Annotated in this window: 14 protein-coding genes; 7 read left to right on the forward strand and 7 right to left on the reverse strand. The window is 66.1% G+C overall.

Annotated elements, in window-relative coordinates:
* From ABLE38_RS18205 to ABLE38_RS18225, 5 genes are all read left to right on the forward strand, one after another.
* Entirely contained in the window at positions 1 to 2,028 is a 2,028-nt protein-coding gene (locus tag ABLE38_RS18205; protein WP_348975656.1) for a 3-hydroxyacyl-CoA dehydrogenase NAD-binding domain-containing protein, read from the forward strand.
* Positions 2,029 to 2,179: 151 nt separating this feature from the next.
* Positions 2,180 to 3,337, forward strand: a complete 1,158-nt coding sequence (locus ABLE38_RS18210; protein ID WP_348975657.1) for an acyl-CoA dehydrogenase family protein — start codon at positions 2,180 to 2,182, stop codon at positions 3,335 to 3,337.
* Positions 3,338 to 3,474: 137 nt separating this feature from the next.
* On the forward strand, positions 3,475 to 4,581 hold the full coding sequence (locus ABLE38_RS18215) for an acyl-CoA dehydrogenase family protein (protein ID WP_348975658.1): 1,107 nt from the start codon (positions 3,475 to 3,477) through the stop codon (positions 4,579 to 4,581).
* Positions 4,582 to 4,725: 144 nt separating this feature from the next.
* Positions 4,726 to 5,613: an acyl-CoA thioesterase II gene (locus ABLE38_RS18220; protein WP_348975659.1), complete on the forward strand. Its 888-nt coding sequence runs from the start codon at positions 4,726 to 4,728 to the stop codon at positions 5,611 to 5,613.
* Positions 5,614 to 5,627: 14 nt separating this feature from the next.
* Positions 5,628 to 6,527: a PhzF family phenazine biosynthesis protein gene (locus ABLE38_RS18225; RefSeq protein ID WP_348975660.1), complete on the forward strand. Its 900-nt coding sequence runs from the start codon at positions 5,628 to 5,630 to the stop codon at positions 6,525 to 6,527.
* On the opposite strand, the gene ABLE38_RS18230 is transcribed toward ABLE38_RS18225, so the two are convergent.
* The 5 genes from ABLE38_RS18230 to ABLE38_RS18250 form a co-directional block, all read right to left on the reverse strand.
* On the reverse strand, positions 6,524 to 7,234 hold the full coding sequence (locus ABLE38_RS18230) for a TonB-dependent receptor (protein ID WP_348975661.1): 711 nt from the start codon (positions 7,232 to 7,234) through the stop codon (positions 6,524 to 6,526). The two genes, ABLE38_RS18225 and ABLE38_RS18230, sit on opposite strands and share 4 nt — an antisense overlap.
* 53 nt (positions 7,235 to 7,287) lie before the next feature.
* Positions 7,288 to 8,073 (reverse strand): SDR family oxidoreductase, encoded by a 786-nt coding sequence (locus ABLE38_RS18235; protein ID WP_348975662.1) that lies wholly within the window; start codon positions 8,071 to 8,073, stop codon positions 7,288 to 7,290.
* Between the two features lie 27 nt (positions 8,074 to 8,100).
* Positions 8,101 to 9,117 carry a phosphotransferase family protein gene (locus ABLE38_RS18240; RefSeq protein WP_348975663.1) on the reverse strand — a complete coding sequence of 339 codons (1,017 nt, stop codon included), beginning with the start codon at positions 9,115 to 9,117 and terminating at the stop codon, positions 8,101 to 8,103.
* Positions 9,114 to 10,199 (reverse strand): Zn-dependent alcohol dehydrogenase, encoded by a 1,086-nt coding sequence (locus ABLE38_RS18245; protein ID WP_348975664.1) that lies wholly within the window; start codon positions 10,197 to 10,199, stop codon positions 9,114 to 9,116. The genes ABLE38_RS18240 and ABLE38_RS18245 overlap by 4 nt, the downstream gene beginning before the upstream one ends.
* Before the next feature lie 102 nt (positions 10,200 to 10,301).
* Complete coding sequence (locus ABLE38_RS18250) at positions 10,302 to 11,585, reverse strand: acyl-CoA dehydrogenase family protein (protein ID WP_348975665.1); 1,284 nt, start codon at positions 11,583 to 11,585, stop codon at positions 10,302 to 10,304.
* A 142-nt stretch (positions 11,586 to 11,727) separates the two neighbouring features.
* On the opposite strand from ABLE38_RS18250, the gene ABLE38_RS18255 reads away from it, so the two are divergent.
* Together ABLE38_RS18255 and ABLE38_RS18260 are read left to right on the forward strand one after the other, a co-directional pair.
* Positions 11,728 to 12,966 (forward strand): TetR/AcrR family transcriptional regulator, encoded by a 1,239-nt coding sequence (locus ABLE38_RS18255; protein WP_348975666.1) that lies wholly within the window; start codon positions 11,728 to 11,730, stop codon positions 12,964 to 12,966.
* A 37-nt stretch (positions 12,967 to 13,003) separates the two neighbouring features.
* A complete protein-coding gene (locus ABLE38_RS18260) occupies positions 13,004 to 14,485 on the forward strand; it encodes a P-loop NTPase fold protein (RefSeq protein ID WP_348975667.1) in 1,482 nt (493 codons plus the stop codon).
* A gap of 23 nt (positions 14,486 to 14,508) precedes the next feature.
* Here ABLE38_RS18260 and ABLE38_RS18265 read toward each other — a convergent pair whose 3' ends face one another.
* Together ABLE38_RS18265 and ABLE38_RS18270 are read right to left on the reverse strand one after the other, a co-directional pair.
* Positions 14,509 to 14,772 (reverse strand): hypothetical protein, encoded by a 264-nt coding sequence (locus ABLE38_RS18265; protein ID WP_348975668.1) that lies wholly within the window; start codon positions 14,770 to 14,772, stop codon positions 14,509 to 14,511.
* A 232-nt stretch (positions 14,773 to 15,004) separates the two neighbouring features.
* Positions 15,005 to 16,234, reverse strand: coding sequence for a hypothetical protein (locus ABLE38_RS18270; RefSeq protein ID WP_348975669.1), 1,230 nt, complete (start codon positions 16,232 to 16,234; stop codon positions 15,005 to 15,007).
* Between the last annotated feature and the right edge of the window lie 126 nt (positions 16,235 to 16,360).

Below are 16,360 nucleotides of genomic sequence, written 5' to 3' on the forward strand. Positions count from 1 at the left end.
ATGACCTCCCCCATCACCACCACCCGCCAGGGCGACGTCCTGATCATCACCTCGGACAATCCGCCGGTGAACGCGCTCGGCGCCGCGGTCCGCCAGGGCATCCAGGCCGGCATCCAGGAAGCCAAAGGCGACGACAGCATCAAGGCGGTCGTGATCACCTGCGCGGGCAAGACCTTCTTCGCCGGCGCCGACATCACCGAGTTCGGCAAGCCGATGCAGGAGCCCTCGCTCCCCGTGCTGGTCGACGAGATCGAAGCGCTCGACAAGCCGGTGATCGCGGCGGTCCACGGCACCGCGCTCGGTGGCGGCTGCGAGGTCGCCCTCGCCTCGCACTATCGCATCGCCGTCCCCTCGGCGAAGTTCGGCCTGCCCGAGGTCAAGCTCGGCATCCTGCCCGGCGCCGGCGGCACCCAGCGCATGCCGCGCGTCGCGGGCGTCGAGACCGCGCTCGAGATGGCGACCAAGGGCGATCCGATCTCGGCCGAGCAGGCCAAGGCCGCCGGCCTGGTCGATCGCCTCGCGACCGAGGGCAATCTCGTCGCCGAAGCCGTCGCCTTCGCGCAGGAAGTGATCGGCAAGCCGGTCTCGCGCTCGTCCGAGCGCCCGGTCACCGTCGACCCCGCCGTCTTCGAAGCCTTCCGCAAGACCAACGCGAAGCGCTTCCGCGGCATGGACGCGCCCAACACGATCGTCGACCTGATCGAGCAGACCGCCGGCAAGCCCTATGCCGAGGGCGTCCAGGCCGAGCGCATGGGCTTCATGAAGCTGATCATGGGCACCCAGTCCGCCGCGCTGCGCCACATCTTCTTCGCCGAGCGCAAGGCCGCCAAGATCGACGGCATCGCCGAGGACATCGCGCTGCGTGACATCAAGCGCGTCGGCGTGATCGGCGCCGGCACGATGGGCGGCGGCATCTCGATGAACTTCCTCTCGGCCGGGGTTCCCGTGACCATCGTCGAGATGGCGCAGGAAGCGCTCGATCGCGGCACCGGCGTGATCCGCAAGAATTACGAGGCGACCGCCGCCAAGGGCCGCATGACCGCCGAGCAGGTCGAAGGTGCGATGGGGCTGCTCAACCCGACGCTCGATTTCGGCGCGCTCGCCGAGTGCGACCTGATCATCGAGGCCGTCTATGAGAATATGGACGTCAAGAAGGACATCTTCGGCAAGCTGGACAAGATCGCCAAGCCGGGCGCCATCCTCGCGTCGAACACGTCCTACCTGAACATCGACGAGATCGCCGCGGTCACCTCGCGTCCCCAGGATGTGCTCGGCCTCCACTTCTTCTCGCCGGCCAACATCATGAAGCTGCTCGAGATCGTTCGCGGCGCCAAGACCGCCGACGACGTGCTCGCCACCGCGATGGCGATCTCGAAAAAGATCAAGAAGGTCGCCGTCATCGCCGGCGTCACCTATGGCTTCATCGGCAACCGCATGCTGATGCCCCGCCAGGTCGAGGCGAACAAGATGCTGCTCGAAGGCGCCACGCCCGAGCAGATCGACAAGGTCCATGTCGCCTTCGGCATGCCGATGGGTCCGTTCCAGATGGCCGATCTCGCCGGCGTCGACATCGGCTGGCACCGTGATCCGAACCGGATCGAGAACATCCGCGACGCGCTCGCCGCCGAGGGCCGCTGGGGCCAGAAGAAGAACGCCGGCTTCTACGATTATGACGAGAAGCGGAACCCCTCGAACAGCCCGCGCGTCGCCGAGCTGATCGCCGAATGGCGCGAGAAGCTGAACGTCCCGGCGCACGAGATCACCGAGGAGGAGATCGTCGTCCGCACGCTCTACACGATGGTCAACGAAGGCGCGCTGATCCTCGCCGAGAAGATGGCGCAGCGCGCGTCCGACATCGATGTCGTCTGGGTGTACGGCTATGGCTGGCCCCCGTACCGCGGCGGCCCGATGTTCTGGGCCGACACCGAGGGTCTGAAGAAGATCGTCGAAGGCCTGGAGAAGTACGGCTTCGAAGTCGCCCCGCTGCTCCGCGAAAAGGCGGAAAAGGGCGAGAAGTTCAACAAGTAGGCAAAGCAAATCCTCCCCCGGTGGGGGAGGTGGCAGCCGAAGGCTGACGGAGGGGGAACGCCGCGAGCGATCCGCCTGGGGCAATCCCCCTCCACCACCGCTTCGCGGCGGTCCCCCTCCCCCGCTGGGGGAGGAATGGAGAAAAAAGATAATGGCAGAGGATCTGGACACCTTCCGCGCCGAAACTCGCACCTGGCTGGAGGAAAACTGCCCTCCGGAAATGCGCACTCCGCCCAAGTCCGAGAAGGACGCGACCTGGGGTGGCCGCAACCCCGAATACCAGCATCCCGACCAGAAGCTCTGGCTCGATCGCATGGCCGCGCGCGGCTGGACGGTGCCCGACTGGCCCAAGGCCTATGGCGGCGGCGGGCTCAGCCCGGCGGAGACCAAGATCCTCCGCGAGGAACTCAAGCGCATCAAGGCGCGCAACCCGCTTAACAGCTTCGGCATCTCGATGCTCGGCCCGGCGCTGCTCAAATACGGCACCGAGGAACAGAAGCTCGAGCATCTGCCCAAGATCGCCCGCGGCGAGATCCGCTGGTGCCAGGGCTATAGCGAGCCCAATGCCGGCTCGGACCTCGCGGGCCTCCAGACCAGCGCTGAGGACAAGGGCGACCATTTCCTCGTCAACGGCCAGAAGGTCTGGACCAGCTATGCCGACAAGGCCGACTGGATCTTCTGCCTCGTCCGCTCCGACAAGACCGTCAAGCAGGCCGGCATCAGCTTCCTGCTGTTCGACATGGCCTCGCCAGGGGTCAGCACCAAGCCGATCCTGCTGATCAGCGGCAACTCGCCCTTCTGCGAGACCTTCTTCGACAATGTCGAGGTGCCCAAGGGCAACCTGCTCGGCACCCTCAACAGGGGCTGGGACGTCGCCAAATACCTGCTCGGCCATGAGCGCGAGATGATCTCCGGCTTCGGCCTGGGCGGCGCCGGCAAGGACCCGCTGGTCGAGGCCGCCCGCGCCGGCGTCGACCCGATCCTGCGCGCCCAGATCGCGCTGTTCCAGGTCCGCGCCAAGGCGTTCGCGGCGATGTCCGAGAAGTTCATCGATGAGCTCAAGGCCGGCCAGGCGCACCCTGCCCAGCCCTCGATGATGAAGTACTACGGCACCGAGCTGAACAAGACCCGCCACGAGCTGCAGATGGCCGCCGGCGGCAGCGACGCGCTCGAATGGGACAGCGAAGCGAGCCACGAGGGCGCTGCGGCGCGCGGCTGGCTGCGCACCAAGGCCAACTCGATCGAAGGCGGCACCAGCGAGATCCAGCTCAACATCATCGCCAAGCGGATCCTCGATCTGCCGAGCTGAGACCGAACAATCCCTCTCCCGCTTTCGCGGGAGAGGGAGGGAGCCGCGAAGCGGCGGAAGGGTGAGGGCACAGGAAGAAGGCCCCTCCCCCAGCCCCTCCCGCGAAAGCGGGAGGGGAGCAAGAAGGGAAGAAATACGTGCCCCTCTACCTCAACGACGACCAGACCATGCTCCGCGACACCGCGAAGGACTTCGTCGCCTCGGAAGCCCCCGTCGCCCATATGCGCGCGCTCCGCGACGCCGACGACGCCACCGGCTTCTCGCGCCCGCTGTGGAAGCAGTTCGCCGAGATGGGCTTCACCGGCATCCTCATCCCCGAGGGCGAAGGCGGTCTCGGCCTCGGCCATGTCGAGGCGGGCATCCTGCTCGAGGAGATCGGCCGCAACCTCACGCCCTCCCCCTTCCTCGCCACCGCCGTCGCCGCCGTCGAGGCACTCAAGGGCACCGCCGCCGCCGCGATATGGTATCCAAGCATCCTGTCGGGCGAAACCGTCGCCGCGCTGGCGATCGACGAGGGTGCCAAGCATAACGGCAAGATCGCGATGCAGGCGCAGCGTTCCGGCAACGGCTTCCGCCTCACCGGCGCCAAGCAGTTCGTCACCCACGGCCATGTCGCCGACCTGCTGCTCGTCGCCGCGAAGACCGAGAACGGCACCACGCTGTTCGCCGTCCCCAGCGACGCGAGCGGCCTCTCCGCCACGCCCGAGCGTCTCGCCGATTCCGGCATCGCCGCGCGCCTGCAATTCGACGGTGTCGAAGTCGATGCCGATGCGGTGATCGGCGAAGTCGACCAGGGCGACGGCCCCCTCGCCCGCCTGCTCGCCGCGGGCCGCACCGGCGCCTCGGCCGAGATGGTCGGCGTCGGCGGCGGTGCGATGGACATGACCGTCGCCTATCTGCGCGAGCGCAAGCAGTTCGGCGTCGCGATCGGCAGCTTCCAGGCGCTCCAGCACCGCGCCGCGCATCTCTACAGCGAGATGGAAGTCGCCCGCGCTGCCGTGCTCAAGGCGCAGCAGCTGCTCGACGCCGGACAGGACGCCACGGAAGCCGTGGCGGTCGCCAAGGCGATGACCGGCCTTGCCACCACGCTCGCCGTGCAGGAGGGTGTCCAGATGCATGGCGGCATCGGCATGACCGACGAATATGACATCGGCTTCTTCATGAAGCGCGCCCGCGTGCTCGCCGAAATGTTCGGCGACAGCAACTTCCACGCCAACGCGCTGGCCGAAGCGGCGGGATATTGATGCGGAGTCCTGCGCCCCACTCCCAACCACCGTCATCCCCGCGAAAGCGGGGACCCATCTCGTGCAGAAGCCAGGATATACAAGAGCTGTTTGATGCGGGGACGGTCCGGGAGATGGCCCCCGCTTTTGCGGGGGTGACGCGTCGTGACTGAAGAACGCGCCACCGAACCCCAGGCCCTGGTCGAGCAGCTCACCCAGCTCCTCGACGTCGAGCGCATCGATACCGATCTCTACCGCGGCCCCCGCCAGCCTGGTGGCGTCGGCCGCGTGTTCGGCGGCCAGGTCGTCGCGCAGGCGCTCCAGGCCGCGCAGCGCTCGATCGAGGACGACAAGCTCGCCCATTCGCTCCACGCCTATTTCATGCGCCCGGGCGACGAGAACCACCCGATCATCTACCGCGTCGTCCGCGATTTCGACGGGCGCAGCTTCGCCAATCGCCGGGTCATCGCGATGCAGGGCGGCCAGCCCATCCTCAACATGACCGCGAGCTTCCAGGCGCCGGCGGACGGCCTGCACCACCAGTTCGACATGCCTGACGTGCCCGGCCCCGACGAGCTCGTCTCGGAGCACGAGCTGCGCGAGGCGATCCGCGACGAAGTGCCCGAGAAGTTCCGCCGCTTCTTCCTGCGCGCCCGCCCGATCGAGATCCGTCCGGTCAATCCGCGCAACTGGTTCAAGCCGGTGAAGAGCGAGCCCTGCCAGAGCAGCTGGTTCCGCGTCGTCGCGCCCCTGCCCGACGATCCCGCGCTCCACCGCGCGATGCTCACCTACGCCACCGACATGACCTTGCTCGGCACCTGCATGCTCCCGCACGGGGTGAGCTGGATGAACGGCGGCGTGCAGACCGCCAGCCTCGACCACGCCGTCTGGCTCCACGAGCCGTTCCGCTTCGACGAATGGCTGCTTTACACCACCGACAGCCCCTGGGCCGGCCATTCGCGCGGCTTCAACCGCGGCCGCATCTATGCGCAGGACGGCCGCCTGGTCGCCAGCGTCGCGCAGGAGGGGCTGGTGCGACTGCGCGGGGAATAGCTAGAAGCGGCGCGATGGAAACGACTCCCCGCCGCTTCGCATATGTCACGCTCGACGTGTTCACCCAGACCCGCTTCGGCGGCAATCCGCTGGCGGTGTTCCCCGATGCGCGGGGGCTGACCGATGCCGAGATGCAGGCGCTGGCGGCGGAGATGAACTATAGCGAGACGACCTTCGTCCTCCCGCCCGCCGACCCGGCCAACACCGCCCGCGTCCGCATCTTCAATCGCACCGCCGAGATGCCGTTCGCCGGCCATCCCAATGTCGGCACCGGCTTCGTCCTCGCGGGGCTCCGTCCGGAAGCTGGCGACACGCTGCGCTTCGAGGAGATCGCCGGCCTGGTCGAGATCCGCGTCGCGCGCGGCGAGAACGGCGAGATCCTCGGTGCCGAGATCGATGCGCCGCAGCCGCTCCGGCTGCTCGGCACGCTGCCAGTGCCCGAGATCGCCGCCTGCCTGAGCCTCGATCCCGCGGATGTTATCACCACCAGTCACGCGCCCACGCGCGCCACGCTCGGCGTCGATTTCGTCTTCGTCCAGGTGACCGAGGAAGCGCTCGGCTTCGCACGCCCCGATATCGCCGCCTATCAGCACCTCGCCGAGGCGGAGCGCGCCAACGCCGAGCGCCTGTCGATCTTCCTCTATGCCCGCGAGGAAAACCGCATCCGCGCCCGCATGTTCTCGCCGCTCACCGGCACCTGGGAAGACCCCGCCACCGGCAGCGCCAATGCCACGCTCGGCGCCCTGCTGCTCTCGCTCGGCGACGACGAAGCCGCCCGCTTCGAGGTCCGCCAGGGCGTCGAGATGGGCCGCCCGTCCAGCCTCAGCGTCCACGCCTGGCGCGCACCGGAAGGCATCCGCGCCAGCGTTGCCGGGCGCTGCGTGCCGGTGTTCGGCGGAAGCGTCGAGCTCTAGTTCTTCGGCCGCACCACATAGGCGCTGGGCAGGTACAGGAACACTTCGGTCAGGCTCGCCCGCGCCCATTCGACCGGCCGGTCGAGCCCGCGCACCTCCACGCCATAGCCCGCGCCGAACTTGGCGGCCGTCGCCTCGGCGTCGACGGCGATCAGCCCGATGATCTGCGGGCGATACTGGTCGGGATTGACCACCGACAGCGTGAGATCGTCCTTCTCGGTCATCTCCGCACGGCCGACGCTGGGCACCGCCTTGAGGAAGCGCGCGATCCGGTCGAGCGCGGTCTTGGCGTCGACGCCGGGCGCGAGCCTGGTCTTCACCAGGAACACCGTCTTGTCGGTATCAGGCCGCCCGTCGTTCGACAGCGGCAGGTTCTTGTAGTTGGCGAGCGTCAGCGGCTCGACGACATATTCGCCCGTCGCCAGCTCGACATCATATTTGCCGGCCAGCTCGATCGCGCCGCGGATCATCGCATAGATCTCGTCGCGGCGCTTGCTCGCCTCGCGCGTATCGCCGGCGACCTTGACTTCCTGCACCGCGAAATCGGCGGTGCGGCGCAGCGTGATGATCGGCATCGTGTCCGAATAATCGTCCGCCTGGCGCCGCGAGCCGGTCACCACGATCTCCTGCGCGGCCGCGACCGGGATCACCTGCTGCGCGAGCGCCGGTGCCGAGATCAGCGAAAACGCCGCGAATAGCCATTTCATGCCCGCTCTCCCTCTTTGGCCGGGAGAGTGCGGAGCAGCCGCCCGCGAGTCAATCAGAAGGCCGGCTTGCCGAATTCCTGCCGCGTCACCGGATGGCTCGACGACAGCCCGCCATCCACCACCCAGGCCTGGCCGTTCACGTAGCTCGCGTCGTCCGAGGCGAGGAACAGCGCCACCCGCGCGATCTCGTCGGGCACGCCAGCCCGGCGCAGCGGGTTGAGCCGCCCGAGCTTGTCTTCCTTGCCGGTCTCGCGCGCATAGTCGAACGCACGCTGCGTCATGCCGGTCTCGATCAGCCCCGGGCAGATCGCGTTGACCCGCACGCCCGACCCGGCGAACTGCTGCGCGGCGGTCTGCACCAGGTTGATCACCCCGGCCTTGCTCGCCGAATAGGCGGGCCCGCCCGCGCCCGAGCGCAGGCCCGCCACGCTTGCGGTACAGATAATGGCGCCGCCGCCGCGCTCGACGATCCGCGGCCCGGCATGCTTGATCGCCAGCGCCGGGCCGATCAGGTTCACGCGCAGCACTTCGGCCCACAGCTCCACCGGCGTGTCGAAGATGCCCGTCGCGCCGCCCGAGATGCCGGCATTGGCGTAGAAGATGTCGAGCCCGCCGAAATGCTCGATCGCCGCGGCGACCAGCCGCTCGACATCGGCCTCGTCGCCGGCGTCCATGTGCACCGCGCGCATGTTCTCCCGCCCGGCCACGGTCTCGTCCACGCTTGCGCTCAGGTCTGCCGCTACCACCATCGCACCCGCATCGGCGAACGCCCGCGCCGTCGCCCGCCCGATCCCGGAGCCCGCCCCGGTGACGATCGCTACCTTGCCCGAAAACCGCATCTTTGCCCTTTCCTTCCGGCGTGGCGCCTAGGCCCCGGCCTCCTGCGCGAAATGCCAGGCCGCCGCGACTAGTCCCGGCAGCCGCTCCACCGTCTTCGCCGCCTGCGCGCTCGAGGCGTTGCCGTCGATGATCCGCTTCTTGATGCCCTGCACGATGCCGGTCAGCCGGAACAGGTTGTACGCGAAATACCAGTTGAGGTCCGGCACGCCGTCGCGCCCGGTCGCCGCGCAATAGCGCGCCACCACCTGCTCGATCGTCGGGATGCCCGTCTCGCGCCCGGTCAGCCCCTTCACGCCGGAGCGCCCCTCGGGATCGGTCACCCAGCTCATCAGGAAATAGGAGAAGTCCGCCAGCGGATCGCCGAGCGTCGACAGCTCCCAGTCGAGCACCGCCAGCACTTTCGGCCCGCCGGCATCGAAGATCATGTTGTCGATGCGGAAGTCGCCGTGAACGATCGAGGTCCGCGTCTGCTCGGGCACCGTGCGCGGCAGCCAGTCGATCAGCCGCTCGACCTCGGGCAGATCGTCGGTCTGGCTCATCCGGTATTGCTTCGACCAGCGCTCGACCTGCCGCGCGAAATAATTGCCCGGCTTGCCGTAGCTGCCTAGGCCAACGGCCTCGTAATCGATCGCATGCAGCGCCGCGAGCGTATCGACGATCGCCTCGTAATGCACGGTCCGGTCCGCCGGCGCCATGTCGGGCAGCGACCCGTCCCACAGCGTCCGCCCCTCGACCATCTCCATGATGTAGAAGGGCGCGCCGAGCACCTCCGGGTCCTCACACAGCCCATAGGGCCGCGCGACCGGGAAGCCCGTCGGGTGCAGCGCCGCGATCAGTGCATACTCCCGCTCCACTGCGTGCGCCGAGGGCAGGATCGGCCCGAACGGCTTCCGGCGCAGCACATAGGCGCCGCTCGCGGCATCGATCCGATAGGTCGGGTTGCTCTGCCCACCCGGGAACTTGGTCACCGTGATCGGCCCGGCGAACGCAGCGACATTGGCCGCCAGCCAGCCCTCCAGCCTCGCTTCGTCGAGGTCGCTCATGCGAATTCGATCACCGAGCGCACGCTGTGCCCGTCACGCAGCTTCTGCATCGCCTCGTTGACCTCCTCCAGCCTGATCCGCTCCGCCACCATCGTGTCGAGATCGAGCAGCCCGTCGAGATACATCTGCACCAGCCGCGGCATGTCGATCGGGAAGCGCGTCGAGCCGAGCAGCGATCCCTGGATCTTCTTGCCGGTCAGGAAGGTCGGCCCGGGCAGGCTCACGCTGTTACCTGGCGCGATCATCCCCAGGATCGTCGCGGTGCCGCCGCGGCGCAGGATGTTCCAGGCGAGCTCGGCGGTGTTCGGCCGCCCGACCGCCTCGATCGCATAATGCACGCCGCCGCCGGTCAGCTTGAGCACATCCTTGACGATCGCCTCCGCACCCGGATCGAGCGCATGCGTCGCACCGAGCTTGAGCGCCAGCGCGCGCTTCTCGGGCATCGGGTCGATCGCCAGGATCTGGCCCGCCCCCGCAATCTTCGCGGCGTTGATCGCGGCAAGCCCGATCCCGCCGGCGCCGATCACCGCGACGCTCTCGCCAGGCCGCACCCGGCTGTCGTTGAACACTGCCCCGGCACCCGTGATCACCGCGCAGCCGAGCAGCGCTGCGCGGTCGAGCGGCATCTCCTTCGAGATCGCCACACAGGCATTCTCGTGGACCAGCATCATCTCGGCATAGGCGGAAAGGTTGAGGAACGGCGCCAGCGGTGTACCGTCCGCCAGCGACAGCCGCGGCTCGGCATCGGCCGCACGCCGGGTCGAGGGATCGATGCATAGCGACGGCCGCCCGGTCACGCACATCTCGCACGATCCGCAGAACACCGTGAAGAAGGTGATGACGTGGTCGCCCACCTTCAGATGCGCGACGTCGCTGCCCACTGCCTCGATCACCCCGGCGGCCTCGTGCCCCGGCACCGTCGGCACCGGATGCGGGAAGGCACCGTCGACAAAGTGCAGGTCCGATCGGCACACGCCCACCGCCGCGGTGCGGATCAGCACCTCGCGCGGGCCGGGCTTGGAGACGCGGACCTCAGTGATCTCGAGCGGCTTGCCCGCTTCGTAGAGAACGGCTGCTTTCATTCTACTCCCCTAATCCGTCATCCCCGCGGAGGCGGGGATCCAGGGTAACTGAGCGGCGACCTTCGTAACTCTGGATCCCCGCCTCCGCGGGGATGACGAAGGCTAGCGACTCGCCCCGACATCCCCTGACGACATCCGATCCGCCTTGAAGTCTGCGTACTTGCCGAACTCATTCCGCGCGATCGCCCGGCAATGGACCTCGTCAGGACCATCGGCGAGGCGCAGCGTGCGGATCCCCGCCCAGTCATGCGCCAGATGGAAATCGCCCGAGACGCCGGCGCCGCCATGCGCCTGGATCGCGTCGTCGATGATCTGCAGCGCCATTTGCGGCGCCTGCACCTTGATCATCGCGATCTCGAGCTGCGCCGCCTTGTTGCCCGCCTTGTCCATCATGTCCGCCGCCTTGAGGCAGAGCAGCCGCGTCATCTCGATGTCGATGCGGGCGCGCGCGATCCGCTGCTCCCACACCGAATGGTCGGACAGCCGCTTGCCGAATGCGACACGGCTGACCAGCCGCTTCGACATCGCCTCGATCGCCTCCTCGGCCACCCCGATCGTCCGCATGCAGTGGTGGATGCGACCCGGCCCCAGCCGGCCCTGCGCGATCTCGAAGCCGCGGCCCTCGCCCAGCAGCACATGGTCGACGGGGACTCGAACATTCTCGAGAACCACTTCGCCGTGCCCGTGCGGCGCATGATCATACCCGAAAACCGAAAGCATCCGCTCGATCTTCACGCCGGGCGCGTCCATCGGCACCAGGATCATGCTCTGCTGGGCGTGCTTGGCGGCATCCGGATTGGTCTTGCCCATCACGATCGACACCGCGCAGCGCGGGTCGCCCACGCCGCTGCTCCACCATTTGCGCCCGTTGATCACATAATGGTCGCCGTCGCGCACCATTTGCGTCTGGATATTGGTCGCGTCCGAGCTCGCCACCGCCGGCTCGGTCATCAGGAAGGCCGAGCGGATCTCGCCCTCCATCAGCGGCTTGAGCCACCGGTCCTTCTGCGCCCGCGTGCCATAGCGGTGGAACACTTCCATGTTGCCCGTGTCGGGCGCCGAGCAGTTGAAGCACTCCGATGCCCAGCCGATCCGCCCCATCTCCTCGGCGCACAGCGCATATTCGAGGTTGGTCAGCTGGGTGCCCTGGAACTCGAAGCTGTCGTCGACATGGGCCTGGCCCGAATGCGGCGGCATGAAGAAATTCCACAGCCCCGCGGCCTTGGCCTCGGCCTTCACTTCCTCGATGACCGGGAGCACCTTCCAGCGATCGCCCTCGCGCTGCTGGTCGCGATAGTCGCCGTCGCGCGGGCGGATGCGCGTGTCGATGAACGCCTTCACCCTGTCGCGAAAATAGGTCTCGCGCTCGCTCAGCGTGAAATCCATGGCGCATCCTCTCCGATATTGGTTCGCGAACCGGCGTAGAGCATACCGGATATTCGGTAAAGTCGGGGTCGCGTGAAAATCGGCACAACGCGACTTCAAAAAACCGCTTTGGCTTCACACCAAATCCGTTAGACTGGTTGCAATGAATGCACCGGGGAAAGTGGAAACCGCAAGCGCGACGAAACGCTTCCAGGCCAAGCGGGATGCCATCCTCGCTGCGGCCGCGGACGCGATCAACGAGCAAAGCGCGAAGGGGATGACCTTCGCCGACGTGGCCCGCCGCGTCGGCCTCAACACCACGTCGGTCACCTATTACTTCAAGCGCAAGGAAGACCTCGCCGCCGCCGCCTTCGAGCAGACGCTCGACCGGCTCGGCGCGATGCTCGACGATGCCGGCCGGGAGCCGACGCCCGAGGCGCGGGTCGCCCGCTATCTCAACATCAACATGGAGCGGCTCGCCCGCATCCGCCGCGGCGGCGAGCGCGATTTCGCCATTCTCTCCGATCTGCGCGCGATGGAGGATCCGCTCAAGCGCGAGCTGCTCGATCGCTGGCGCGACATCTTCCGCAAGACGCGTGCGCTCTGGGGCACCCCGTCGAGCCGCGCCGAGACCGATCTCCACGGCGCCCGCGCCCATGTCCTGCTCGAGAACACCTTCTGGCTGACCGCCTGGCTGCCGCGCTACGAGGTCGACGAATATCCGCGGGTCGAGGCGCGGCTGATGGACGTGTTCCGCACCGGCATCGCAGCACCTGGCCAGGCCTGGACGCCGGCGATGCTCGATCTAGAGCATGACGAGCCCGAGCCCGGCCGCGAAGCCTTCCTGCTGGCCGCCACCCGGCTGATCAACGAGCTCGGCTATCGCGGCGCCTCGGTTCAGAAGATCGCCTCCGAGCTCAACGTCACCAAGGGCAGCTTCTACCACCATCTCGACGCCAAGGACGAGCTGGTGATCGCCTGCTACAAGCGCAGCTTCGACATCATCACCGATGCCCAGCGCCTGGCCGAGAATGCCGGCGGCACGCATTGGGAGCAGCTCGAGAGCACGATCGCGACGCTGCTCGACTATCAGTTCAGCGAGCGCGGGCCCTTGCTGCGCACCACCGCGCTCTCCGGCCTGCCGCCCCAGGTCCGCTCGACGATGATCGACCGCTCGAACCGCATCGCCCGCCGCTTCGCCGGCCTGCTGTCGGACGGCATCGCCGAGGGCTCGATCCGCGCGATCGACCCGCTCGTCGCCTCGCAGACGCTGATGGCGCTGCAAAATGCCGCGTTCGACATGCGCAAATGGGCCAGCACCATGCCCCGCGACCGTGCCGTGGCCTATTACGCCTCGACGATCGCCTTCGGCCTGTTCGACGATCGGGTGCTGGCAGGCTGACGAGTTTACAAGCCACGTCGGAGACCTGCGAGGACGCATGCCAGATGAAGAGAACGCTAATTTCGACCGAATTTGGGCGGGCGATTTGTTTGATCGTCGGAACGAAGCCGCTCAACTAGAAGCATACATCGAGAGTTTAGTTGGGCGCCCAATTCTTCGTGAGGACAAACACGCGTTCACGATCGCTGTTGATGCTGGTTACGGAGAAGGCAAAACCTTCTTTTTGCGCCGCCTCGCGGATCAATTGGCGCTTAACCATCCGGTGGCGTTCGTTGATGCTTGGGCCGATGATTTGGCGGATGAACCGCTGACTGCTCTTGCGGCCACACTTAAGACCGCGCTTGCGCCATTCGTCACCGGGCCTGAGGTAGCATCACGCCTTTCGACCTTTATGAAGAAGACCGGAAAAGTTGCGCGGATCGCCTCAATGGGACTCGCCCGCCGAGCCTTGAGTATCGCAATCACCGGGGCAGCGGTTGATGGTATCGACCATACTCTTGCCGGCACAAGGGAAGCGGTTCAGGACGCGGTTAACGATGGCATTGCCGACGTTGTAGATGGCCTCATGGACGATACTACCGGGGCGATCCGCGATGTCACATCGCACGCGCTCATGGAGCAGCGCGTCAGTGAGTTTGAAGAGGGCCGTGCGGCGGTCCAAGCAATGAAGGATAGCCTCAAGAAAATCGTTGAGGCATTGGATGGTACAGATCACCTCCCTCCAATTATAATTATTATCGATGAACTCGACCGCTGCCGCCCGAATTATGCGGTTAAACTCCTTGAGGAGATAAAACATCTGTTCGACGTCCCCGGCCTAGTATTTATTCTAGGCATGCACGGACAACAACTAGCTCATTCTGTCAACGGAGCATATGGATCAACCTTCGATGGGCGAGCCTATCTACGGCGCTTTATAGATCGCGAACTCACGCTTGCGCAGCCCAATCTCTACACGCTCGTGCAGTATCTCTACAGCAAGGCTAGTATCAAAGATCTAAATTTCGTCGTTCCGCCGCTGGTGAAAGCTGGCGAAGGGCACATTCAAGTTACCATTCCTGCCCTGATCGGCGCATATATGACGACTTACGGCCTTGCCGCTCGAGACGCATTCCAGCTCGTTGATATTCTGCAAACAAGTATAGCGCTTGCTAACCAAACGCGTCTTCATCTCGCCTATCTGCTGCCACTGGCGATCGGACATATGCTTGGCTTACCACGGGGCCAACTGCCAGAGGTGGTTCGTCCTACGCAGCTTCGCTACGCGAAGACACAGGCGCGCTTCGGACAGGACCCCGTCGAATGTTCGTTTAATGACGTCGCGAGTGATTTTGAGCAGGCGGCGGCTCTCAGCAACGCCGCGCTTAATCAAGCTTACAACGACGAAGCGTCGTGGGGCCTTCGAGCAATCTACAATACCCGAAATTGGCACGATGCCCCGCTACCGTTGTGGGACGTTGCTCGTTATCCAGACCTCATCGCAACGGTTGGACGCTTTAGGAACCCATCATTGTCGTAACAATTCTGCCGGGGCTACCGCAACTACGCCCGCGGCGCCTCGAACCGCAGACCCTTCGCCTCCACCGTGATCGGCCCCTTCGGCCGCGCCGGCAGTGCCGCCCTCACCCGACCGAACACCGCCCGCGCATCGCGCGGGCGGTGCAGCGTCACGCACAGCGTCGTCTCGCCCTCGCGCCCCCAGCGCTGCGCCGTCACGCTCCGCACGCCGCGGTCGCGCTTGAGCAGCGCCTGCACCTTGTCGAACGCGCCCCGGTCGATCCCCATCGCATAGCTGCCGAACTGCACGCTGACGCCGCATGCGGGCGCTGCCTGGGCAGGTTCGGGCGAAGCCAGGGTCAGGGCGAGCAGGACAAGGAACGGCAGGGGGCATCTCCAGATCGATGCCCCCTGCTCGCATCCGTCGCCTGAACGCCGACTGAAACTCCGCGCCTCGCCGCCCCGTCGCGCACAGCCCCTTGGACGGAAAACGGGCCCGCAGTTGCCCGCGAGCCCGGCTCTCGTCACCGTGACCGGCGCGTTATCGCGGCTTGATCGTCACGTAGATCGCCTCCACGCGCCGCGCCTGGCCGCGCGTGCCGCAGAACGCGCCGTCGGAAACGGGCGCGCTGTCGCCGATATTCTCGAGATGCGCCATATATTGCACGGTATAGTTCGCCGCCTGCGCGCCGGTGAGCCGGATCGCGAACCCTTCAAGGCGGCGCGCCTGGCCGCGCGTGCCGACAAAGGTGCCCGCAGGCGTCCACCCGGTGTCGCCGATATTCTCCAGATGCGCCATATATTCCCAGGACAGGCCCGACTGTGCCGAGTTCGCCGTGATCTGGAAACCCTCCAGCCGGCGCGCCTGGCCCTTGGTGCCGGCCCACTCGCCGGCGTGATAATGCACGTCGCCGATATTCTGGAGGTGCACCAGCACGTCGAGGCCAAGGCCGTCCGTCGACACGGTGGGCGGCACCTCGATCACCGTATAGCCGTTGCCACGGCGCAGGATCAGCAGCGTGTCCGTAATCAGGTAGGAGCCGTCCTTGACCGCCTGGGAGATGCCCGCGAGCCTGCCCGCGGCTCGCATGAGGGGATCGGCGACCTGGCTACGAAACTGGGTCAGCGCATCGATTGCTTCGTTGAGCTCCTTGCGTTCGATGGCACCGGTGATCGCGCTCGCGATGACGTCGGTGATGACGAACGCGACGGCGCCGACGATCATGCCGCCAAGCGCGCCGGCCAGAAATGCCGCGGTCTCGGAGATCGCGATTCCGGTATAGGTGAGCACGAACGCAATCGTCTGGATGCCGACATAGGTATACCATGCCGCGAACGACGCGATGGCAACGTCTGCGGCGCCGGAGATGAACTGCCGTATCTTGTTTTGCGCCTCGGGGTCGCTGTTCAGCGCGCCCGGCACCATGCCCGCTACGCCATTCTGTATGCCGATGTCGCTCAGCAGCTTGTCGAGCTTCCCCTTCGCGTCGGTGAGTACGCTGTTGATCTGGTTCAGGCACATCTGGACATCGTCGCAGTCCGGATTGCAGGTCAGCGGCGTGAGCTTCAGATTTGGATGGTTTACGTTCAGGATCGGGTTGAGGAAATTGGCGCAATCATTCCACGAAGTCATGAAAATCTGAAAGTCAGCGCGTATCTGCCCTTGCAGAACGGCAACCTGCATGCGCCGGGATGGATTACCCGGATAGAAATAATCATCGAAAAGCATTTGATTTCCCCCCGATTTTTCGGAGAGCATTTGGTATTGCATTAACCATGTACTGTAGAGCGGAGATGCCACCATTTCCGGTCCAGCCAAATCGGATGTGTATCTTCGGCGCTCCAAGAAAAGGGAAACGGGCCCGCAGGTCACCCTGCGAGCCCGTCCGTCATCGCT

Source organism: Sphingomonas sp. KR3-1 (assembly GCF_040049295.1).
Taxonomy (GTDB): Bacteria; Pseudomonadota; Alphaproteobacteria; order Sphingomonadales; family Sphingomonadaceae; genus Sphingomonas.